Origin of the sequence: Citrobacter sp. Cs237, assembly GCF_030332325.1 — a bacterium.
Classification (GTDB): Bacteria; Pseudomonadota; Gammaproteobacteria; order Enterobacterales; family Enterobacteriaceae; genus Citrobacter_A; species Citrobacter_A sedlakii.
In genome coordinates this window covers 307,052-326,651 of the sequence record NZ_JAOWIB010000109.1, presented here as the reverse complement: position 1 = coordinate 326,651, position 19,600 = coordinate 307,052, and the positions used below count along the sequence as shown (strand labels likewise).

The window sequence follows — 19,600 nt, the reverse complement described above, 5'->3', positions numbered from 1 at the left end:
TCGTCAATGAATGGGTAAATAAGGGCACTTTTGTTTTTGAGACAGAAATATCCAGGCCAGAGACATCAATAAAAATAAAATGTTTCCCGGTTGCCGGCGTGATGCACTATCTCCATTCAGCGCTTGCTTAACAAGCGAGAAGAATTTACCCTGGATAAAAGAAAATCTTATGAGTCTTTTCGATGCGTTCTCATCTTCCTCTCAATGCGCTACGCGCCTTTGAAGCTTCCGCCCGTCATTTGAGCTTTACGCGCGCCGCGCTTGAACTTTGCGTAACGCAGGCGGCGGTCAGCCAACAGGTACGAATACTTGAAGATCGCCTGAACCGGGTGCTGTTCAAGCGTCTGCCCAGAGGGCTGGAGATGACGGATGAGGCGCAGGCGCTGTTTGCGGTGCTGACCGATGCGTTTGGGCAAATCGACACCATTTTCCGCCAGTTTGAAGGAGGAGAATACCGTGAGGTGCTCACCGTCGCGGCGGTTGGGACTTTCGCTGTTGGCTGGCTGCTACCGCGCATTGAACAATTCCGGCAAGCGCATCCGTTTGTCGATCTGCGTTTGCGCACCAATAACAACGTGGTAAACCTGGCCGCAGAAGGGCTGGATTTCGCCATCCGCTTTGGTAGCGGTCAGTGGCCCGCCACCCATAACGAAATGCTGTGCGAGGCGCCGCTGACGGTGCTTTGTTCGCCCGATACCGCGCAACGACTGTCGCATCCCGCCGATCTCCTGCAAGAGAATCTTTTACGCTCTTACCGGGCAGATGAGTGGGATGCCTGGTTTGCGGCGGCAGGGGTTAGCGCTGAGCGAATCAATGGCGCAATGTTCGACTCATCGCGCCTGATGGTTGAAACGGTCATCCAGAGCGGCGGCGCGGCACTGGTTCCGGCAAAAATGTTCAGCCGTGAGCTGGCGAGCGGGCAGCTTGTGCGTCCTTTTGCTAATGAAGTCGATATGGGCAGCTACTGGCTCACGCACCTGAAATCGAAGCCAGTGACCCCGGCAATGGAAATCTTTCGGGACTGGATTGTAAAGGCAGAATAAACGGGAGCCAGCGGACTCCCGTTCGGGGATCAGCGTACCACTAACACCGGGCAGTGCGCGTGGCGAACCACGGCCGCAGCGGTTGAGCCCAGCAGATAGGTTGAAATGCCTGGCTGGTGCGAGGCAATAATCACCAGATCGGCGCTCACCGCCTCCGCCACCTTCAGGATTTGATCTTTAGGTGGACCATACACCACGTGCGTTTGCACTCTGCCTTCAGGGATAGTGAATTGCTTCACGATCTCTTCCAGCTTCTGCAAGGCTTTGGCCTGTAAACCGTTCCTGTCCGGTAATTCACCGGAGTAGGCAAGCCCCATGGAAGCATAGAAGGGGACTGACGGGATCACCGCCAGGAAGTGGACTTTTGCCGCTTTGGTGTGCGCCTCAACCTGGGGGATGAGCTGGCGGGTCAGATCGGATTCAGAGATATCAATTGGAACCAGAACAGAACGATACATAGTATTACCTCCTGTTTTTTATGTCCGCCTCCATCATACCGAATTCGGTTTTTGTAGAAAAAGTGACCCGATCAAAGTTCTGGACAGCGGGGCGTGGAATATGTGATTGCCGACACGAAATGGAAAAGGATTCTGCTATTCGGAAAAAAGTGAATGCGCCTTACCGCCTGGCGAGGTGGGAAATTTTGTGCAGACTTATCTACTCCTCTGACAAAAATAAGGAGTGAGTTATGCAGCAAGAACACCGTGAATGTATTGATATGTGTTATGCGTGTGCGGCAGCATGCGATCACTGTGCTGCGTCATGCCTGAATGAACAAGATATCGATATGATGAGAGCGTGTATCCGTCTGGATACCCAGTGTGCCGCAATGTGCCGTCTGGCGGCGCAATTTATGGCCCTGGACAGCGATTATCTCAGTCAGGCGTGTCGTCTTTGCGTGGACCTGTGCAAGGCCTGCGCCGAGGAATGTGCCCGACATGAGCACCAACACTGTCAGGCGTGCGCCCAGGCCTGCAATGCGTGCGCCGACGCCTGCCTGAAGATGGCTGCCTGACAGCCTCCTGCCATTGGCCACCCGCGCGGTGGCCGTTGATTTTCGGCCTGCTTTTCCTCGTTGTTTTCATCGGGACAGTTGAATATCTTCTTTTGTTATAATATAACATTGCATCTTTATGGATGAACTGAGGGTGCAATTGTGGTTATTCGTTTTAAAAAACTATCGCTGTTTCTGGGAATGCTGCTGGCGAGCGGTTATGCCTTCGCACACGGTCACCATTCACATGGCGCTCCGCTGACAGAGGTGGAACAGAAAGCGGCCGAAGGCGTATTCGACGATAAAAACGTTCGGGACAGGGCGTTGACCGACTGGGACGGTATGTGGCAATCCGTTTACCCGTATCTGGTCAGCGGCGAACTGGATCCGGTGTTTACGCAGAAAGCAGAGAAAGATAAGCGTAAATCAGCAGAGGAAATAAAAGCGTATTACCGCAAAGGATATGCAACGGATGTCGAAACGATCGGTATTGAAAACGGCGTGATGGAGTTCCATACCGGCGATCAGGTCGCCTCCTGTAAATATGACTATGCTGGACACAAGATCCTCACCTATACCTCGGGTAAGAAAGGCGTCCGTTATCTGTTTGAGTGCAAAGAGGCGAACAGCAACGCGCCGAAATATGTGCAGTTTAGCGATCATATCATCGCTCCGCGCAAGTCGAGTCATTTCCATATCTTTATGGGCAATACCTCACAGCAGGCGCTGCTGGAAGAGATGGATAACTGGCCAACCTATTATCCATACCAGCTTAAGGCCCAGGCCGTGGTGGATGAAATGCTGCATCATTAAATCCTGTGAACCCGTCGCATGCCGACGGGTTTTCAGTTGGCGCTTTTATAATCGTTCGAATGAGCCGCACAAAATTTTTTTCTCCCCGTAAATAAATAAAATCAACATGCTGCAGTTTAACGCCCGCCAACACGCGCTGTTCGCCGCTTGATCTCGCCTTTGTTTAAATCTACTGTATATAAATACAGTAAATATATGGATGTGTGATGATGATGTTCTACAGACCCGTTGACTTGCGCCAGATTGTAACGACTCCGCTTTTTGCCGATATCGTTCAGTGCGGATTTCCCTCTCCCGCGCAAGATTATGTGGAACAACGGATCGACCTTAACGAACTGCTTATTCAGCATCCCAGTTCAACCTATTTTGTCCGCGCCGCTGGCGACTCGATGATTGAGGGCGGTATTGGCGACGGGGATTTGCTGGTGGTGGACAGCGCGCTTCAGGCGACGCATGGTGACATTGTGATTGCGGCAGTTGAAGGGGAGTTTACGGTAAAGCAGCTACAGCTGCGGCCCACGGTGCAGTTAAACCCGATGAACAGCGCCTGGTCGCCTATCCGCGTGAGCAGTGAGGATACGCTGGATATTTTCGGCGTGGTTACGCACATCATCAAAGCGACAAAGTAATCATGTTTGCGCTGGTGGATGTGAATTCCTTTTACGCATCCTGCGAAACCGCCTTCCGGCCGGATCTGAAAGGTAAGCCAGTGGCCGTGTTATCAAACAACGATGGTTGCGTCATCGCCCGAAGCGCAGAAGCAAAGCGGCTGGGCGTGAAAATGGGCGATCCCTACTTTAAGCAAAAAGATCTGTTTCGTCGCTATGGCGTCGTCTGCTTCAGCAGCAACTACGAACTGTACGCCGATATGTCTAACCGGGTAATGACCACGCTGGAAGAGCTGACGCCGCGCGTGGAAATATACAGTATCGATGAAGCGTTTTGCGATCTGACAGGGGTACGTCATTGCCGGGATCTGACCGATTTCGGCATGGAGATTCGCCGCACGCTGCTGCAGCGCACGCATCTGCTGGTTGGTGTCGGGATCGCCCCAACCAAGACGCTGGCGAAGTTGGCGAACCACGCGGCAAAGCAGTGGCCGCAGACAGGCGGGGTGGTGGATCTGTCGAACGTGGATCGCCAGAGAAAGCTAATGGCGTTAATGCCGGTCAGCGAGGTGTGGGGCATTGGGCGGCGCATTGCGAAAAAGCTGGAAACGATGGGCATCGAAAACGTACTGCAGTTGGCGGAGACGGATATTCGCTTCATCAGGAAAAATTTCAGCGTGGTGCTTGAAAGAACGGTGCGCGAGTTGCGCGGCGAACCGTGTCTGGCGCTGGAGGAGTTTTCAGCCGCCCGGCAGGAGATTATCTGTTCCCGCTCTTTTGGCGAGCGGGTGAGTGACTACGAGCAGATGCGTCAGGCCATTTGCAGCCACGCCACGCGCGCGGCGGAAAAGCTTCGCGCGGAGCATCAATACTGTCGGCATATTTCCGCCTTTGTGAAAACCAGTCCGTTTGCGGAAAATGAAAAATATTACGGCAATTATGGCTCGGTCGAATTGTTGACGCCAACGCATGACAGCCGGGACATTATTAACGCGGCGATCCGCTGTCTGGACGCGATCTGGCGTGACGGTCACCGTTATCAAAAAGCGGGTGTGATGCTTGGCGACTTTTTCAGCCAGGGCGTGGCGCAGCTTAATCTGTTTGACGATAACGCACCCCGTCCAGGCAGTGAAAAGTTGATGAGCGTGCTGGATAAGCTTAATGCGCAAGAGGGAAGGGGAACGCTCTATTTTGCCGGGCAAGGCACTACCCAGCAGTGGCAAATGAAACGGGAGATGCTCTCTCCCCGCTACACTACGCGCGTGTCGGATCTGCTGGTCGTCAGATAAAACACCCGCCAACGCGGAATCTCCGTTTAAGGGATTTCCCTTTCCATCATCAGGTGCATTGGTTAGCATATTGTTTCGCAGCTAAGCGTATGTGTTGTTTCAGGAAGAGGTTAACGTGTTTGCAGAGTATGGCGTACTGAATTACTGGACCTATCTGGTGGGGGCGATTTTTATTGTATTAGTGCCGGGGCCGAATACGATATTTGTTTTAAAAAACAGCGTCGGGCGAGGGATAAAGGGCGGCTATCTTGCCGCGAGCGGTGTGTTTATTGGCGATGCGGTGCTGATGTTTTTAGCCTATGCGGGCGTTGCGACGCTGATTAAAACCACGCCGGTGCTGTTTAATATCGTGCGCTATCTCGGTGCGTTTTATCTGCTTTATCTTGGCGCGAAGATCCTCTGGTCCACGCTTAAATCAAAGGGCAGTGGGGCCTCTGAAGACGCCGTGCCTTTCGGTGCGATTTTTAAACGCGCGCTCGTACTGAGCCTGACCAATCCAAAAGCGATTCTTTTCTACGTCTCCTTTTTTGTGCAGTTTATTGATGTTAACGCGCCGCACGCGGGACTGTCATTTTTCATTCTGGCGGCCACGCTGGAAGTGGTGAGCTTTTGCTATCTGACTTTCCTGATCCTCTCCGGCGCGTTTGTCACCCAGTACATCCGCACAAAAAAGAAACTGGCGAAGGTGGGAAATTCACTGATCGGCCTGATTTTCGTCGGATTCGCGGCACGACTGGCAACGCTGCAATCGTAAAGCTGTTAGCCCGCTATACAGCGGGCTTTTTTGTATCGGAAGCGTAGAGAAACAGTGAGCCATAGCGGTTCACTTTTAAATAAACTCGTGTAAAATCCGTGCTTTATATTTTATTGGCAGGGTAATGGATGAAATATCGTTCAGATATTGACGGCATCAGGGCGATTGCCGTATTGCTGGTGGTGCTATTTCACGCCGGGTTTACAGTATTCGCATCCGGTTTTATTGGGGTTGATATTTTCTTCGTTATTTCTGGCTTCCTCATTGCCTCGATAATCAAAGACAGAATGGATGCGGGTAAATTTAGCTTTAGCGACTTTTACCTACGCAGGCTATGGCGCTTGCAGCCTGCTATGCTGGCGATGATGGCTTTTTGTTTCGTCCTGGCTTCGGTATTCTGGTTACCTGAAGATTACGCACCTTTTCTTAAAAGCATAAAACAGACCTTACTGATCGTCTCAAACCGCTATTTTGGTGATGAAACGACCGCATATGCAGCGCCTGACTCGAACGCGATGTTATTGCTTCATACCTGGTCACTGTCTATTGAGTGGCAATGGTATCTTTTTTTTCCGATTATTTATTATTTTTTCCGTAAGAAAACAAATGAGCGAACGATTAAGTACGGCTCGCTGCTGATAACGGTAGTGGGTATCGCAATTACCTGGCATTATACATCTGCACAGCCGACGAAAACCTATTATTTTTTCGCTTCCCGGTTCTTTGAGTTTATGCTTGGTGTCTGCGTATGTATTTACCTGCCATTGGCAAAGAGAGTAAATACAGTTGCGCTTAATATTATTTCACTACTTGCGATTATTGTTATTTTTACTATCAGCTTCAGAACGGATGTCATTCTGGGTTATCCCAACGTTTATACGCTGGCGGTTTGTCTCAGTACAGCAATAGTGATTTTTAGCGGCTCCCGGGAAAATATCCTAATCAATAATTGCTTATCATTCTCCCCTCTCGTATGGCTCGGTAAAATCTCGTATTCACTGTATCTTTTCCACTGGCCTATTTTCGCGACATTGCACTATATAGGGATTACCCATGTCTATGCCCGACTGGCAGGCCTGTGTTTGTCTATTCTTTTAGCGGTGGGATCATACTATTTTGTTGAAAAACCCTATAGAAAGCCCCGGCAGTCTTTGAAAAAAACGCTGATTATCTTGCTGGTCGCGCCACTGCTCGCCATTATCGTTTTGATCCCTGTCAGCAAGCATTTTGATGGTTTTAGTTATCTCCGGTTTGGTGAGACGCTTCATCATATCAATAGCGTTCTGAAAGAGACAAAGTTAAAACAGCGGCAGGACTGTATGAATGCGAATGTATCAGGAACCGATATGGCGTGTGTGGTAGGGGATAAAACGTCTTCAGAACGTGCGATACTGATGGGCGATTCGCATTCCAATCAGTACTGGAATTTTTTTGATGTCATGGGAAAAAATGCAAAAGTTGCTGTGGATATGAAAGCGACTTCGTTGTGTCTGGCGATTCCGGGCGTATACCATGATGATTTGTATACTTATAAAGGCGATCATTATCAGATTTGCCACGAAAACGTCGAAAAATATTATGACGCTATTCGAAGCCATAAGTATAAATACGTCATCATTTCTCAGGTATGGGAAAACTATGCGGCGTTCAGGGTGAGAGATCATATTAATGATACCCCGTCACAAACTGAGTCCATCAATATTGTGACCCGCGCGACCGGGCAGGCTGTACAAGCCATTATCGATGCTGGCGCGCAGCCGATTCTTGTGAAAAGCATGTTCCCGATGCCGGAAAATTATCTGACTTGTTTCTATGAGCATTTTAAAACACGGGGCGAGTATGAGCATCAATCCTGTAATCCGCAGCCGCAAATCAATCCGGCGGTGTGGACAGAAAAAATGTACGCAACGCTGCAGGCAAAGTTTCCATCTCTGATCGTTATCGATCCAAAAAGGGTGCAATGCCCTGACGGAATCTGCAAAACAGAAATTAACGGGATCCCGTTGTACCGTGACGTTGGGCATCTGAACGATTACGCCACTAAAAAGTTAGCAGAGAGCTGGCTGAAACAATACGGCAATCCGCTCATCCCGCCGGGTAGATGATGTCATGGGGCGAGGCGCACAAGTAGGCGTGTCGCCCCGACAGTGGAAAAGAAGCATGTGCCCCTTTTGGTGTATTTAAAATGCCAGTTATGAGGCGTAACCTTTCTGGAACAGCGGGTTAAACACAACCGCATCTATCGACTGGATGAGGGAAGAACATGCTTCAGATTCCACAAAACCATATCCATACGCGCTCCACGCCGTTCTGGAATAAAGAGACCGCGCCTGCCGGAATTTTCGAACGCCACCTTGATAAAGGAACCCGACCGGGGGTGTATCCCCGCCTGTCGGTGATGCAGGGGGCGGTCAAATATCTCGGCTATGCCGATGAACACAGTCCGGAACCGGAAAAAGTGATGATCATCGAAGCCGGTCAGTTTGGTGTTTTTCCACCTGAAAAGTGGCACAACATCGAAGTGATGACCGATGACACCTATTTCAATATCGATTTTTTCGTCGCGCCGGAGGTTCTGCTGGAAAGCGCAAACCAACGAAAAGTCATTCATACCGGGAAGAAATAATCATGGGAAAAGCAACCTATACCGTCAGCGTGACGAATAACAGCAATGGTGTGTCTGTCGATTATGAAACCGATGCGCCGATGACCCTGCTGGTGCCGGAAGTGGCCGCTGAGGTGGTCAAAGATCTGGTGAATACGGTTCGTTCATACGATACGGAAAACGAGCACGACGTCTGCGGCTGGTAAGACCGTCGGAAATAACAACCGTACTGCATACAGGCGATGCAGTACGGTTTTTTTTGTCTTTTCGCAATGTTTGACACATCACAGAAATGAATTGAAACGAAACCTTAAGAAAACCTTAAGTTCACCGCATGGATTGCTAAGGTAAGAATATTCGTAAAATTTATGATCGGGTAACAGAACCTTAACAGAACTGATACCCATGAAACTTGACGCACGTTTTTCCTCCACAACCGGCTTTCTTACGCTAGCTGCCGTCGCGATCCCGTTCACCGCAAACTGGCATCTGCCGCTTTTTCATGGCGCGCTTGTCGCGTGGGTTGAGAACGGACAGGCGCTATGGCTACTGTTTGGCGCGTTGTTCACCGCCTGGTATATCCGACCGCTTTCCCGACCTGAAGGCGCGAAACAGTTCTGGTTATGGGCGGTGGTCTGGTGGGTAGTGCTGCTGGGGCGAAGCACCAGTTGGGGACGCGATTATTTTCCTGACGAACCCAGAATACTGTTTCGGGGGATCTCGGTCATACTGATTGCCGCGCTGGTGTTACCGGTTTGCCTGTCTGCTTCACTGCGCCGGGAGATTGCGCGTCGTCTGCGTGAGGAACCGCTTCCCGTGTGGTTGTTTGCGCTGACGGCCTGTTCGTTTTTGATTTCGGATACTGTCGAACATCACCGCCTGCTGGCTCCACTCTTTTTGCACGACGTCAACTATACCGATTTGATTGAAGAGTTGTATGAATTGCCCTTTATGGCAGGGCTGTTTTTTATCACGCTGGGATTTATGCGGAAGGATAAACGGCGGGAAGCGCGCGCGCTGCCGCTGGGCGAGCCGCAGCACGTCGGCTATTGAACGCGGCCTGAACCCGCACTGCGGGTTCAGGTGCAAACGCTGTCAGGCGATCGCCTCACACAGTCGCATTTTCATCTCGCTGTAGGTCTGCGCGGCGTATCGTTCAGCCCACTGTTGATCGGTAATTTTTTCTACCTTCACCGCGCAATACTTGGTTTCCGGCGTTTTTGAGATAGGGTCGAGGTTGTCCTGCGTCAGTTCGTTGCATGCGCCAATCCACCACTGGTAGGTCATATACACCGTGCCGCGGTTAATGCGCTCTGAGACATCGGCCCGGCTGATCACTTTGCCGCGTCGCGAACTGACCCACACCAGATCGCGATGGCGGATCCCCAGTTCCTGTGCGTCCTGGGCGGCAATCTGCACATAGCCCGGTTCATCGGCAAGCGCCTGAAGCGCCGCACAGTTCCCGGTCATCGAGCGGCAGGAATAGTGACCCACTTCGCGTACCGTACAGAGCACCATCGGATACGTCTCATCCGGAATTTCCGCAGGCGCGCGCCACGGTGCGGCAAACAGCTTGCCTTTGCCGTCTGGCGTATCAAAGCGACTGTTGGCGTACAAATAGGGCGTTCCGGGATGATCGAGGTCCGGGCAGGGCCATTGTACGTGTCCCATTTCACCCATTTTTTCGTACGTTACGCCATAGAACAGCGGACACAGTTCGCGCATCTCATCCCAGATTTGCTGATTGTTGTCATAATGCATGGGATACCCCATTTCGCTGGCCAGCAGGCTGATAATTTCCCAGTCGCGCTTCACGTCACCGGTCGGTTCAATGGCTTTTTCAAAACGTTGAAAGCCGCGGTCGGCGCAGGTGAATACGCCGCCGTGTTCGCCCCAGGAGGTTGCCGGTAAAATGACGTCGGCCATCTCTGCGGTCTTGGTCATGAAAATATCCTGCACCACGACAAAATCCAGCGCCTCGAAGCCTTTGCGAACTAGGCTCGAATCAGCTTCTGTTTGCAGCGGATCCTCCCCCATGATGTAGTAGGCTTTGATTTTACCTTCCAGCGCCAGATGCGGTACTTCGGTGATGCGCGTCCCGACGTGTTTGTCCATCCGCTCAGGATTGATACCCCAGGCATGGGCGAACTTCTGACGAATAACCGGATCGGTCACGCTCTGGTACCCCGGGAACATATTAGGTAACACGCCCATATCACAGGCACCCTGAACGTTATTCTGTCCGCGCACCGGTCCGACGCCGACGTAAGGGCGCCCCAGATTACCGGTCAACAAAGCGAGGCTGGATAACCCCCGCACCACGTCAACCGCCTGGCCGAACTGCGTCACGCCCATTCCCCACATCACGGTTGCGGAAGGGGCGGCGGCAAAGGTGCGCATTGCCTGGCGCACCTGCAAAGCCGGAACGCCAGTCAGATGTTCCACGGCTTCAGGGGAATAGTCTTTCACCGTCTGCCAGTAGGCATCCAGGCCCTCTGTATGCTGCTGCACATACGCTTTGTCGTATAACTGCTCGTCAATCAGCACGTAGCCAAAGGCGTTAACCAGCGCCATATTGCACCCGTTTTTAAGCTGCAGATGCTGATCGGCAATGCGGGCAGTTTCAATACGGCGAGGATCGCAGACGATAATTTTTGCGCCATTCTGACGCGCTTTAATGACCCGGCGCGCCACGATAGGGTGAGAGTCCGCACAGTTATAGCCAAAGATCAGCAGGCATTTGGAATGTTCAATATCGCTAATGGCGTTACTCATTGCGCCATTGCCCAGGGTTTCCTGGAGTCCGGCGACGGAAGGACCGTGGCATACGCGGGCGCAACAATCCACATTGTTAGTATGAAGAACCGCACGGGCGAATTTCTGCATGACATAATTGGTTTCATTCCCCGTTCCGCGGGAAGAACCGGTCGTCATAATGGCGCGTGGACCAAAGGTATCGCGGATAGCCAGCAAACGATGCGCGGTGTAGCGGATGGCTTCATCCCAACTGACCGGGGTAAATTTAGCGCCTTTTTCATAGCGGATCATGGGGCGAGTCAGACGGGGCGTCAGCAGGCGGGTATCGTTCAGGAAGTCCCAACCATAGTAACCTTTCAGGCAGAGCTGGTTCTGGTTAGTCACACCCTCAGCCGCTTCAGCGCGGATGATTTTGTTATTTTCAACAACAAGCTTGAGCTTGCACCCGGCCCCGCAGTAGGGGCACACACTGGTGATTTTTTTCATCAATAACAGACCTGTTAAATGCTGAAATAGCGCGAATTGTAGAGGAAGCGTCAGCACTGTCGCCGACGCTTCGGATTGTCATTATGACGCATGGCGATAAGCATAATGCGTGCCAGAATGAAGAAACCCGCAGTGGCGCGGTTCTGGAACAGGAAGGGGGAGGAAATGACAGCCCGTTCGACATAAATGACGAGGCAACGTCAAAAAAAAGCCCGCACAGAGGCGGGCAAGAAATACTGGAAGCAATGTGAGCAATGTCGTACTGAATACCTGAGCTTTTTGCTCAACTATTCAGTAATGAGAAAGATAATCTTTATCATTTGAATATGCAACCCCAACTTTTGCAGGAGAACAACGCAGGGTAAATAAAGTGATTTTCATCACAAATTTCAATTTCCTGATGATGTGCTATGCTTTTTAACGGCGACTAAACCGCTAACGTAAAAACATAAGTGAGGAAAAAATGGGCATTCTTTCATGGATTATTTTTGGTCTTATTGCAGGTATTCTGGCGAAGTGGATTATGCCTGGTAAGGATGGTGGTGGTTTCTTCATGACGATCATTCTGGGGATCGTCGGCGCCGTCGTCGGCGGCTGGATCAGCACGCTTTTGGGCTTCGGGAAAGTGGACGGCTTTAACTTCGGCAGCTTCGCGGTCGCGGTAATCGGCGCGATTGTCGTGCTGGTTATCTACAGAAAAATCAAAAGCTAAACGGTAAAATTTGCAGACAAAAGGCTACCTCAGGGTGGCCTTTGTCATTTAGACCAGCGTCACCACCAGCCTAACGCGGTTCCCAGCACAGCGACTATCGCTACGGCGATCATTATCAGGGTTGTTTTTTTCATGAATTATGCTCCCGGCGCGGCATAGCCGCCGATAAAAAACCATGCCAGAAAAACCACGGCCGTAATAAAAATGACGACGGGAAACAGAATGCCCAGTCTCATGCGATCACCTGTCAGAAGTATGCAAAGAGCCGCAAGGATAACAGGGGTTAATGAGTGACAAAAGAGAATGTCCGCACGCTTTTAACGACGACGCAGGAAAACATGGAGACCGGAAGGCAGTCGCGGTACGCTAGTGCGCTATCACCGTTAACGGAGGGAATATGAAATCACTGCTTATTGCGCTGACATGCGCCTGTTTATTGTCAGCCTGTACGACGGCATCGCAACCCGATGCGCCAAAGCCACCGAAGGTGGGGATGGCAAACCCTGCGGCGGTCTATTGTGAGCAAAAAGGCGGGACGTTAGTGCCGGTGCAAAGCCCGCAGGGCGTGCGCTCCGATTGCAAACTGCCGGGCGGCGAAGTCATTGACGAATGGGAACTGTGGCGTCGCGATCATCCGCAATCGACGAAGTGACAACAGGGGGCCTGGCAGGCTATCATCTCTCGGAATAGTCTTAATCTACAGTACAAGAGCGTAACGAGAGAAGTATGTTCCAGTTAAAGCCAGGCACGCTGGCGATGATTATTGGCGCGAAAACGTCCACCGGACGTTGCAATATTGGCAAGTCGGTAGAACTGTTTCACCTGTGTCAACCGGGCGAGGTGTTTATCAACCCGGTGAATGGCTTTACGACCATGCTGCCAAAAGAGACGCCGCGGGCGCTCTGGCTGGTGACAGGCGATGTGGTTGCCGCGAATGGGCAGCAGGGGTTTGCCTGGGTACGTGCGGAGCACCTGATGCCACTGTTACCCGACGCGCAGCCTGATGCAGTCAATGCCCGCGAATCACAGCTCGCGTAGCCAGTCCGCCAGCACAAGGGCGTGATTCTGTTCGTCGTTTTTGGCCGCGTACAGTAACGTCAGCGTTTGCTGACGGGCAATCTTCGCCAGCCGTTCCCCTTCCTGGCGCTCGGCGGCGAGTTCCGCACGATACAGCCCGGCAAAGTGCGTAAAATCAATCGTTGCGGCATGAAACATCTTACGCAGTTCGGTCGACGGGGTAAGCGTTTTGACCCATTCATCAAAAGCGAGATCCGCTTTTTTGATGCCCCGCGGCCACAAGCGATCCACCAGCACGCGGTAACCGTCGCTTTGTTCTGCGGGTTCATAAACGCGCTTACACTGAATTTTCATGTTTATCTCTCTCTTCAATCCAGGCGCAAAAGTCAGCTAACTGCTGGTCGGAAAAAACGGTAATGCCGTGCTGACGCAGCAGCGCGGTAGCGACCCCCATGCCGGGATGACGTTTGCCGCTAAACGTGCCGTCGTAAATAAACTGGCTGCCGCAGGTGGGGCTGCCATCGGTAAGTAACGCGACCACACATCCGGCTTCCTGCGCGGCGCGAAGGGCAAGCCAGGCGGCAAGTTGATAATGCGCGGTGGCATCTTTGCCGGTCTTTTCGTGTACTTTTGCGCGCCCTTGCATGACTGCATCGCCATTGGCAAAGACAATTTCTGCCGGTGGGCGGGGTATCGGCATGCCAGCGGCCAGTTCGGGGCAATGAACGACCAGACGTTGTTCTTCCTGCAGACGCGAAAGCACTGCGTTTAAAGGGGTTTTCTCGCTACCGTTATAGCGAACCTTAAACCCCATCAGGCATGCGCTAATCAGTATTTTACTTTTCATCATGATTCAGGCGTCAAAACGGAAAAAACGTTACCACTATAGCACTTCGTGGCTCGCCATCCCTAAATTAAGGGATTGTGATAGCGGGAAAAGATCGGTAGGCTGAGGTTCCTTATGTTGTCCCCAATTGCTCTGACGTAAGGAATTCTTCATGGAAATATCCCCTGTAAAAGATACGCTGCGGATCGCGCTGGTCGGTGATTATAACGCCAGCGTCACGGCGCATCAGGCGATTCCCCTGGCCATCGACGATGCCGCCGCGGTCCTTGAGCTGATCGCGGATTACGACTGGCTTGCCAGTACGGAAATTAACAGCGCAGAAGATCTGGTGGGGTATGACGCAATCTGGGTCGTGCCGGGCAGTCCTTATCAAAATACCGACGGCGCGCTGACCGCCATTCGCTATGCCCGGGAAAACAGCATTCCTTTCCTGGGAACCTGCGGAGGGTTTCAACATGCGATAGTGGAATACGCCCGTAACGTGCTGGGCTGGCACGATGCGGCGCATGCTGAAACCGACACCGAAGGGCGGATGGTTATTATGCCGCTGACCTGCTCGCTGGTCGAAAAAACGGATGCAATTGAACTGCGCGCCAATACGCTGATCGCCAAAGCCTATGGTCAGCCGATCGTTACGGAAGGCTATCACTGTAACTATGGTATTGCGGACGCGTTTGCCCGTGAGCTGGAAAGCGGCGATCTGCGGGTGACCGGCTGGGATGACAATGGCGATATCCGCGCGGTCGAGCTGGTGACGCATCCGTTTTTTGTGGCGACGCTGTTCCAGCATGAACGTGGCGCGCTGGCGGGTAAACCGGTTCCGCTCGTTCAGGCGATGTTGCGCGCCGCGCGGGGGTAAACGTCAACTGCCGGAGGGCGTCGTCGTCCGGCAATCTCGGGGGCCATACGTTACGCTGTGGCAATCTCCTTGTTGCGTCCGGCATAGAGGCCGAACACCGCCATCAGCACCGCCAGCGCCGCGACAGCCAACAGCGGGATCTGCCAGTCGCCCTGCGCATCATGAATATTTCCCATCAGCGGCGGTCCGCAGGCCGCCAGCAAATAGCCAACGGACTGCGCCATACCAGAGAGCGCCGCGGCCTGATGCGCGGAACTGGCGCGCAGGCCGATAAAGGTCAGCCCGAGGATCATTGTGGCTCCCGAGCCGAATCCAAACAGCAGCGTCCACGCAACCGCCTGGACGGGCATGAACCACAATCCCGCGGCGCCACAGGCGCACATCAGCGATGCCAGTACGGCGATGCAACGTTGGTCGCGAAAGCGGTGCAGGACAAGTGGAATAAGCAAACCGGGCGCCGCGGTCGCCAGTTGCAGCAAACCATGCAGGGAACCCGCCTGCGCTTCGCTGAAACCATGACTGATTAATATCGCGGGCAGCCAGCCGATAATCACATAATAGATCAGTGAGTTAATACCAAGAAACAACGTCACCTGCCAGGCCAGCGCGGAGCGCCAGATACCGCGTGCGCGCAAGGTGCGGGAGGAGGTCAGGGTTGCGGTGGCGGCGTTGCGCCACTGCGGCAGCCAAATCAGAAGGGCCAGTAAGGGAAAAATCATCAGCGTACACAGCGCGCCGCGCCAGCCAAAACCGCTCAGCGCCAGCGGCACCACCAGCGCGGAACCTAATGCCGCCGCCGCGCCCATCGTCAGAGAGTAGGCGCCGGTCAGTCTGGCGACATGCTGTGAAAAATCGCGCTTGATCAGTCCTGGCAGCAGTACATTGCCCAGCGCGATGCCGCAGCCAATCGCCGCCGTTCCTGCAAACAGCAGCGGGGCGGAAGGCCATGAGCGCACGGCTATACCGGCGCAAATCAATAGCATCGCAATAAACAGGCTGCGCTCCATCCCAAAACGCCGGGCAACGTTTGCGGCCAGTGGTGAAACCAGCGCAAAAGCCAGCAGCGGCAGGGTGGTTAACAGGCCGGTCTGGGCGGTGGTGAGGTGGTAGTCCGCGCGAATCGCGTCCAGTAACGGCGCCGCGCCGGTGAAGGTCACGCGTAGCGTGGTGGCAATCATCAGGATGCCCGCAATCATCAGGGCGCTGTGTTTGCCGCGTGGTGAAGAAAAAGTCATTGTTATCTCATATCAACGGGTGAGGGCGTACCATACCGCGTTTGCCGGAATAACAAATCAAGCTAAAATGACAGTTTATCGCTAAAAACGGACAAAATGATGTACAGCCTGCGACTTGATGGATATGAACCCGATCTTCACCATGACCCTGCCGTGGCATTTCGTATTCGGGTGCAGCCTGAGGAACTGTTCAGTAAGCTGCACCAGCATCGTAAGGGGCAGTTGATTATGGCGCTGCACGGCGCGATTACCTGTGAGGTGGAGCGGGCGATGTGGATGGTGCCGCCGCAGTACGGCGTCTGGATCCCCGGCGGTATTCCGCACAGTAACCATGCGACGGCCAACGCGGAGCTCTGTTTTCTGTTTATCGAACCGGACGCGGTGACGCTGCCGGATCGCTGCTGCACGTTACAAATTACGCCGCTTTGCCGGGAACTTATTCTGGCGCTGGCGACGCGCAGCGACAGCCAACGGGCTGAGCCGCCCACCCGGCGTCTGACCCAGGTGTTGTTTGACGAACTGCCACAGCAACCGCAGGAGCAATTGCAGCTACCGGTTTCCGCCCACCCTAAAATTCGCCGGATGGTCGACACGATGGCGCGCGAACCCGCCCGCTGGCAAACGCTGGGACAGTGGGCGGATGCCTTTGCCATGAGCGAGCGTAATCTTGCCAGGCTGGTGGTCAAAGAGACCGGCCTCAGCTTTCGCCGGTGGCGGCATCAGTTGCAGCTTATTCTCGCGCTGAGGGCGCTGGTGGACGGAAATAACGTGCAGCAGGTCGCGCAGTTACTGGGGTATGACTCCACGACGGCGTTTATTACGATGTTTAAAAAAGGCCTGGGCCAGACCCCAGGCCGTTATCTGACGGGATTAACTACTGCTTCCCGACAATAAGCGAGACCAGACCGGCGGCGATAAGCGGTCCCACCGGGACGCCGCGAAACAGCGCCACGCCAAGCACAGTACCCACCAGCAGACCGGCGACCAGTTGCGGCTGGTTGCCCATCAGCGTGACGCCGCGCCCGCCGAGCCACGACACCACCACGCCGACCGCAATGGCGACCAGCGATTTCCAGTTCAAAAAGGAGTGGATGAGCGTGGAAGGCGGAAGCGTACCGCTGGCGATGGGGGCCATAACGCCAATCGTCAGGATAATAATCCCGATGGTTAGCCCCTGTTTTTCTATCCACGGAAAATAAGCGTTGAGAGGGGTAACGCGGACGATGATCAGCACCAGAATTGAAACGGCGACAGTGGTGTTATGGCTGATAAAGCCCAGAGCTGCCAGTCCGAGCAGGATCAGCAGAGTGACATCAAACATCGTGGTTTCCTTGCCAAAAAAAGTAAGCCTGTTAACTCTACGCTCAAACGCGTGAGTGAACAGACTTTTTTCATCCTGGTTGGCCATTTCTGGCAAATGCATAATGCGGCGAAACAGCGACGTGCTCAGGTTAGGCGACGGAAAGCGACCTGTTCAGGCTGGGCGATACGCAGGTAGTCGCGGGTATTAAGGATTATCGATTTATCGAGCACGCCGGCGTTAAAGGCGATCTCATCGAACCGTTCGAACAACAGCGGGTCGGCGACCAGCTTAAGCTGCGGATGAAAGCTAAACGGTGGAATGGCGCCGAACACGCAGCCGGTGAGCGCATCCACTTCGGCAGGGCTGGCGAGTGATGCGCGAAGTCCGCCAAGATGGGTGGCGAGAAGCGAAAGATCGGCTTGCTGGTCGGCGGGTAAGATCGCCAGCACATGCTGATTCACGCCGTTACCCTTAACCTTGCAGACCAGTGCTTTTGCGCCCTGACCCAGTGCGGTTCCCCGAATTTCCGACACGGCTTCACATTTACCCACCGCTTCGTGACTGACAATGCGATAACGCGCGCCTTCCAGCGACAGCAAATCAATCAAACGCTGATGGGTTACGCTGCCCTTCACTAATTCGCTCATTTTTCACTCCTGTTAGCGCGAAAAAACAGGCTAAAAGACTATCACGAACGCTGATGGTTTTGCTGTTTATTGCGGTACAACTGTTCATCCGAGGCTTTATAGGCGTCATGAAGCGTATCGTCCGGCTGCATGCTGTATACGCCTGACGAAAAACGGATCGCTTTTTCCGGCGCGACGGTGTGCAGATGCTGGCTGATTCGCTCCGGTAAACGCGCGGCCATGTCAGGTTCCGCATCGATCAGGATCACGCAGAATTCATCGCCCCCCAGCCGTATGGCATAGTCGCTTTTGCGCACTGACGCCTCGATCGCTTTCGCCAGCAGGGTAATGGCCCGATCGCCCTCCTGATGTCCCTGGGTGTCGTTGATCTGCTTAAGCTTATCGAGATCGATCGCAATGAAGGTGACCGGCGTACCCGCGCTGACAAACCGCTGCAACCGCTGTTCAAGGGTGGGCGTTAAAATTTTACGGTTGTATAAACCGGTCATCGCGTCGCTAATATTTTCCCGCGTCACGTTATGATAAAGACGAAAATGGAGCCTGACCATATTAAGCAGCAGGGCGGTGGCTATCAGGTAAAAAAGAAAAATTTTCCACGCCGACATCAGGAAGTAGAGAATATCGAGCGACAGTGCGACATGGAGCCCGCCGGGGAGATCAACAACGTAGCGGACATACGGAAAAAGATTATTTTCGCTCTGATGGATAATAATGGTTTTCCCGGAATCGGTATCCGTCACCGCGGCATTCAGATAGCGCCAGACAAGGGGGCGATCGTGGGGATAAAGAATATTCTGCAAGTTCTGTTTATTAATATCCACCATGACCATCCCTTTTAACGTGCCGTCGAGGTAGACCGGCGTTAAAAAGCTCATCACGTTCAGTTCGGTGCGATCGTCCTGATAAATACTCGACAGCACGGTGCGTCCGGTAAACACACCGTCAATATCCGCCATATTTATTCCTAGCGAGCCTTTTTGTAAGAAATGCCAGTGATGCATGGCGAACTGACGTGTATTAACCCGTCGATAGAAATAAATATAGTGGTCCTGCAGATCCAGATAATAGCGGAATTTTGTTTCCCGGGTGGCTAACCCGTTACCGTAATCGGCTTGTTTATAGTTCACCAGGACGGCCCGATCAAACGCGGTTAAGCGTAATGCTTCGGGGGCAATCTGTTCGCAGTCTGCTGAGGCCGTTTGTAGCGTACCGTGAAGCGCCGGGTAGTTATGGCGCGTCAAATTCAGGCCATATACCTGATTCACATGTTCGTAAGCCTGACAAATCGTGCGACGTTTTTCTGGCGGCGGCGTTTTTTGTGGGCTGGCAAAGGTTCGCATCAGGTGAGCGGCGATACTCTGATTCTGATATTTGTCATACAAAAAAGAGGAGTCGGCCTTTTCTATCAGATAACGCATATAGGCGTTCATCATTTTGTGGCTATTGACAAGCTCATAAATCAGAAACGAGGAGGTTAAAACAACAACGCTTGCAGAAATAAAGAGCCTGAGCGCTTTGTGCGGCAATTTCATGATAAACAGCAACTCTCCTGGTCAGACACTCTATTTTATCACACGCGCCAGTTTCAACCTAATGACCCCGGAAGGAGAGGATGTAACAGAGAATAAATG

General features: G+C 52.9%; 23 protein-coding genes and 1 pseudogene. 15 read left to right on the top strand and 9 right to left on the bottom strand.

All coding sequences use genetic code 11. The features are described from left to right. The first annotated feature begins 182 nt into the window (after nucleotides 1-182). Nucleotides 183-1,043 (top strand): beta-lactamase transcriptional regulator SedR, encoded by an 861-nt coding sequence (gene sedR / locus OGY07_RS21720; protein ID WP_181821451.1) that lies wholly within the window; start codon nucleotides 183-185, stop codon nucleotides 1,041-1,043. Between the two features lie 29 nt (nucleotides 1,044-1,072). Here the strand turns inward: sedR and uspF are convergent, their stop codons facing one another. Beyond that, on the bottom strand, nucleotides 1,073-1,501 hold the full coding sequence (gene uspF / locus OGY07_RS21715) for a universal stress protein UspF (protein WP_042287629.1): 429 nt from the start codon (nucleotides 1,499-1,501) through the stop codon (nucleotides 1,073-1,075). 230 nt (nucleotides 1,502-1,731) lie between these two features. Here uspF and OGY07_RS21710 point away from each other — a divergent pair, with 230 nt between their 5' ends. The 9 genes from OGY07_RS21710 (at nucleotide 1,732) to OGY07_RS21670 (ending at nucleotide 9,159) form a co-directional block, all read left to right on the top strand. Next, entirely contained in the window at nucleotides 1,732-2,058 is a 327-nt protein-coding gene (locus tag OGY07_RS21710) for a four-helix bundle copper-binding protein (RefSeq protein ID WP_042287626.1), read from the top strand. A 141-nt stretch (nucleotides 2,059-2,199) separates the two neighbouring features. Continuing rightward, entirely contained in the window at nucleotides 2,200-2,850 is a 651-nt protein-coding gene (zinT, locus tag OGY07_RS21705; protein WP_042287624.1) for a metal-binding protein ZinT, read from the top strand. Nucleotides 2,851-3,059: 209 nt separating this feature from the next. Beyond that, nucleotides 3,060-3,479 (top strand): translesion error-prone DNA polymerase V autoproteolytic subunit, encoded by a 420-nt coding sequence (locus OGY07_RS21700; RefSeq protein ID WP_042287741.1) that lies wholly within the window; start codon nucleotides 3,060-3,062, stop codon nucleotides 3,477-3,479. 2 nt (nucleotides 3,480-3,481) lie between these two features. Further along, complete coding sequence (locus OGY07_RS21695; protein WP_042287622.1) at nucleotides 3,482-4,747, top strand: Y-family DNA polymerase; 1,266 nt, start codon at nucleotides 3,482-3,484, stop codon at nucleotides 4,745-4,747. Between the two features lie 115 nt (nucleotides 4,748-4,862). Continuing rightward, complete coding sequence (gene leuE, locus OGY07_RS21690) at nucleotides 4,863-5,501, top strand: leucine efflux protein LeuE (protein ID WP_042287620.1); 639 nt, start codon at nucleotides 4,863-4,865, stop codon at nucleotides 5,499-5,501. Between the two features lie 128 nt (nucleotides 5,502-5,629). Next, a complete protein-coding gene (locus tag OGY07_RS21685; protein WP_286603087.1) occupies nucleotides 5,630-7,606 on the top strand; it encodes an acyltransferase family protein in 1,977 nt (658 codons plus the stop codon). Between the two features lie 158 nt (nucleotides 7,607-7,764). Beyond that, on the top strand, nucleotides 7,765-8,127 hold the full coding sequence (gene yeaR / locus OGY07_RS21680) for a DUF1971 domain-containing protein YeaR (RefSeq protein WP_042287615.1): 363 nt from the start codon (nucleotides 7,765-7,767) through the stop codon (nucleotides 8,125-8,127). 2 nt (nucleotides 8,128-8,129) lie between these two features. Then, nucleotides 8,130-8,312 carry a DUF1869 domain-containing protein gene (locus tag OGY07_RS21675; RefSeq protein WP_042287613.1) on the top strand — a complete coding sequence of 61 codons (183 nt, stop codon included), beginning with the start codon at nucleotides 8,130-8,132 and terminating at the stop codon, nucleotides 8,310-8,312. A gap of 199 nt (nucleotides 8,313-8,511) precedes the next feature. Next, nucleotides 8,512-9,159, top strand: a complete 648-nt coding sequence (locus tag OGY07_RS21670; protein ID WP_181821447.1) for a hypothetical protein — start codon at nucleotides 8,512-8,514, stop codon at nucleotides 9,157-9,159. Nucleotides 9,160-9,201: 42 nt separating this feature from the next. Here the strand turns inward: OGY07_RS21670 and fdhF are convergent, their stop codons facing one another. After that, a complete protein-coding gene (gene fdhF / locus OGY07_RS21665) occupies nucleotides 9,202-11,349 on the bottom strand; it encodes a formate dehydrogenase subunit alpha (RefSeq protein WP_286603083.1) in 2,148 nt (715 codons plus the stop codon). A gap of 463 nt (nucleotides 11,350-11,812) precedes the next feature. Here fdhF and OGY07_RS21660 point away from each other — a divergent pair, with 463 nt between their 5' ends. Further along, the gene (locus tag OGY07_RS21660) at nucleotides 11,813-12,061 is read left to right on the top strand and encodes a GlsB/YeaQ/YmgE family stress response membrane protein (RefSeq protein ID WP_042287607.1); all 249 of its coding nucleotides are present in this window, start codon (nucleotides 11,813-11,815) and stop codon (nucleotides 12,059-12,061) included. Nucleotides 12,062-12,198: 137 nt separating this feature from the next. On the opposite strand, the gene OGY07_RS21655 is transcribed toward OGY07_RS21660, so the two are convergent. Beyond that, on the bottom strand, nucleotides 12,199-12,297 hold the full coding sequence (locus OGY07_RS21655) for a YoaK family small membrane protein (protein WP_042287604.1): 99 nt from the start codon (nucleotides 12,295-12,297) through the stop codon (nucleotides 12,199-12,201). Nucleotides 12,298-12,458: 161 nt separating this feature from the next. On the opposite strand from OGY07_RS21655, the gene OGY07_RS21650 reads away from it, so the two are divergent. Both OGY07_RS21650 and OGY07_RS21645 read left to right on the top strand, forming a co-directional pair. Then, complete coding sequence (locus tag OGY07_RS21650) at nucleotides 12,459-12,713, top strand: putative hemolysin (protein ID WP_286603081.1); 255 nt, start codon at nucleotides 12,459-12,461, stop codon at nucleotides 12,711-12,713. A gap of 74 nt (nucleotides 12,714-12,787) precedes the next feature. Beyond that, the gene (locus OGY07_RS21645) at nucleotides 12,788-13,099 is read left to right on the top strand and encodes a hypothetical protein (RefSeq protein WP_269535944.1); all 312 of its coding nucleotides are present in this window, start codon (nucleotides 12,788-12,790) and stop codon (nucleotides 13,097-13,099) included. On the opposite strand, the gene OGY07_RS21640 is transcribed toward OGY07_RS21645, so the two are convergent. Together OGY07_RS21640 and OGY07_RS21635 are read right to left on the bottom strand one after the other, a co-directional pair. After that, complete coding sequence (locus tag OGY07_RS21640) at nucleotides 13,085-13,432, bottom strand: DUF488 domain-containing protein (RefSeq protein WP_060569634.1); 348 nt, start codon at nucleotides 13,430-13,432, stop codon at nucleotides 13,085-13,087. The genes OGY07_RS21645 and OGY07_RS21640 overlap by 15 nt on opposite strands. Beyond that, nucleotides 13,416-13,925: a 2-thiouracil desulfurase family protein gene (locus OGY07_RS21635; RefSeq protein ID WP_286603425.1), complete on the bottom strand. Its 510-nt coding sequence runs from the start codon at nucleotides 13,923-13,925 to the stop codon at nucleotides 13,416-13,418. Before OGY07_RS21635 ends, OGY07_RS21640 begins: the two co-directional genes overlap by 17 nt. A gap of 151 nt (nucleotides 13,926-14,076) precedes the next feature. Here OGY07_RS21635 and OGY07_RS21630 point away from each other — a divergent pair, with 151 nt between their 5' ends. Beyond that, nucleotides 14,077-14,784 (top strand): CTP synthase C-terminal region-related (seleno)protein, encoded by a 708-nt coding sequence (locus OGY07_RS21630; RefSeq protein ID WP_060569636.1) that lies wholly within the window; start codon nucleotides 14,077-14,079, stop codon nucleotides 14,782-14,784. Between the two features lie 50 nt (nucleotides 14,785-14,834). Here OGY07_RS21630 and OGY07_RS21625 read toward each other — a convergent pair whose 3' ends face one another. Beyond that, nucleotides 14,835-16,019 (bottom strand): CynX/NimT family MFS transporter, encoded by a 1,185-nt coding sequence (locus OGY07_RS21625; RefSeq protein WP_181821444.1) that lies wholly within the window; start codon nucleotides 16,017-16,019, stop codon nucleotides 14,835-14,837. 99 nt (nucleotides 16,020-16,118) lie between these two features. Between OGY07_RS21625 and OGY07_RS21620 the strand changes: the two are divergent. Next, a pseudogene (locus OGY07_RS21620) lies at nucleotides 16,119-16,911 on the top strand (AraC family transcriptional regulator); the annotation flags it as partial. Here OGY07_RS21620 and OGY07_RS21615 read toward each other — a convergent pair. From OGY07_RS21615 to dgcJ, 3 genes are all read right to left on the bottom strand, one after another. Beyond that, on the bottom strand, nucleotides 16,894-17,340 hold the full coding sequence (locus OGY07_RS21615) for a DUF441 domain-containing protein (RefSeq protein WP_042287584.1): 447 nt from the start codon (nucleotides 17,338-17,340) through the stop codon (nucleotides 16,894-16,896). The pseudogene OGY07_RS21620 and the gene OGY07_RS21615 sit on opposite strands and share 18 nt — an antisense overlap. Before the next feature lie 125 nt (nucleotides 17,341-17,465). After that, nucleotides 17,466-17,969, bottom strand: a complete 504-nt coding sequence (locus OGY07_RS21610) for a YbaK/prolyl-tRNA synthetase associated domain-containing protein (protein ID WP_042287581.1) — start codon at nucleotides 17,967-17,969, stop codon at nucleotides 17,466-17,468. A 41-nt stretch (nucleotides 17,970-18,010) separates the two neighbouring features. Continuing rightward, complete coding sequence (dgcJ, locus tag OGY07_RS21605) at nucleotides 18,011-19,501, bottom strand: diguanylate cyclase DgcJ (RefSeq protein ID WP_286603076.1); 1,491 nt, start codon at nucleotides 19,499-19,501, stop codon at nucleotides 18,011-18,013. Nucleotides 19,502-19,600 lie beyond the last annotated feature (99 nt).

What these genes read in the sequence shown, in the direction of transcription:
- OGY07_RS21675 (WP_042287613.1), top strand. Translation starts at nt 8,130, where the DNA reads ATGGGAAAAGCAACCTATACCGTCAGCGTGACGAATAACAGCAATGGT.
- OGY07_RS21625 (WP_181821444.1), bottom strand. Translation starts at nt 16,019, where the DNA reads ATGACTTTTTCTTCACCACGCGGCAAACACAGCGCCCTGATGATTGCG.
- OGY07_RS21700 (WP_042287741.1), top strand. Translation starts at nt 3,060, where the DNA reads ATGATGTTCTACAGACCCGTTGACTTGCGCCAGATTGTAACGACTCCG.
- OGY07_RS21645 (WP_269535944.1), top strand. Translation starts at nt 12,788, where the DNA reads ATGTTCCAGTTAAAGCCAGGCACGCTGGCGATGATTATTGGCGCGAAA.
- yeaR (WP_042287615.1), top strand. Translation starts at nt 7,765, where the DNA reads ATGCTTCAGATTCCACAAAACCATATCCATACGCGCTCCACGCCGTTC.
- OGY07_RS21655 (WP_042287604.1), bottom strand. Translation starts at nt 12,297, where the DNA reads ATGAGACTGGGCATTCTGTTTCCCGTCGTCATTTTTATTACGGCCGTG.
- OGY07_RS21695 (WP_042287622.1), top strand. Translation starts at nt 3,482, where the DNA reads ATGTTTGCGCTGGTGGATGTGAATTCCTTTTACGCATCCTGCGAAACC.
- uspF (WP_042287629.1), bottom strand. Translation starts at nt 1,501, where the DNA reads ATGTATCGTTCTGTTCTGGTTCCAATTGATATCTCTGAATCCGATCTG.
- OGY07_RS21635 (WP_286603425.1), bottom strand. Translation starts at nt 13,925, where the DNA reads ATGAAAAGTAAAATACTGATTAGCGCATGCCTGATGGGGTTTAAGGTT.
- OGY07_RS21710 (WP_042287626.1), top strand. Translation starts at nt 1,732, where the DNA reads ATGCAGCAAGAACACCGTGAATGTATTGATATGTGTTATGCGTGTGCG.
- OGY07_RS21650 (WP_286603081.1), top strand. Translation starts at nt 12,459, where the DNA reads ATGAAATCACTGCTTATTGCGCTGACATGCGCCTGTTTATTGTCAGCC.
- OGY07_RS21630 (WP_060569636.1), top strand. Translation starts at nt 14,077, where the DNA reads ATGGAAATATCCCCTGTAAAAGATACGCTGCGGATCGCGCTGGTCGGT.
- OGY07_RS21670 (WP_181821447.1), top strand. Translation starts at nt 8,512, where the DNA reads ATGAAACTTGACGCACGTTTTTCCTCCACAACCGGCTTTCTTACGCTA.
- OGY07_RS21660 (WP_042287607.1), top strand. Translation starts at nt 11,813, where the DNA reads ATGGGCATTCTTTCATGGATTATTTTTGGTCTTATTGCAGGTATTCTG.
- dgcJ (WP_286603076.1), bottom strand. Translation starts at nt 19,501, where the DNA reads ATGAAATTGCCGCACAAAGCGCTCAGGCTCTTTATTTCTGCAAGCGTT.
- sedR (WP_181821451.1), top strand. Translation starts at nt 183, where the DNA reads ATGCGTTCTCATCTTCCTCTCAATGCGCTACGCGCCTTTGAAGCTTCC.
- OGY07_RS21615 (WP_042287584.1), bottom strand. Translation starts at nt 17,340, where the DNA reads ATGTTTGATGTCACTCTGCTGATCCTGCTCGGACTGGCAGCTCTGGGC.
- OGY07_RS21610 (WP_042287581.1), bottom strand. Translation starts at nt 17,969, where the DNA reads ATGAGCGAATTAGTGAAGGGCAGCGTAACCCATCAGCGTTTGATTGAT.
- OGY07_RS21640 (WP_060569634.1), bottom strand. Translation starts at nt 13,432, where the DNA reads ATGAAAATTCAGTGTAAGCGCGTTTATGAACCCGCAGAACAAAGCGAC.
- OGY07_RS21685 (WP_286603087.1), top strand. Translation starts at nt 5,630, where the DNA reads ATGAAATATCGTTCAGATATTGACGGCATCAGGGCGATTGCCGTATTG.
- fdhF (WP_286603083.1), bottom strand. Translation starts at nt 11,349, where the DNA reads ATGAAAAAAATCACCAGTGTGTGCCCCTACTGCGGGGCCGGGTGCAAG.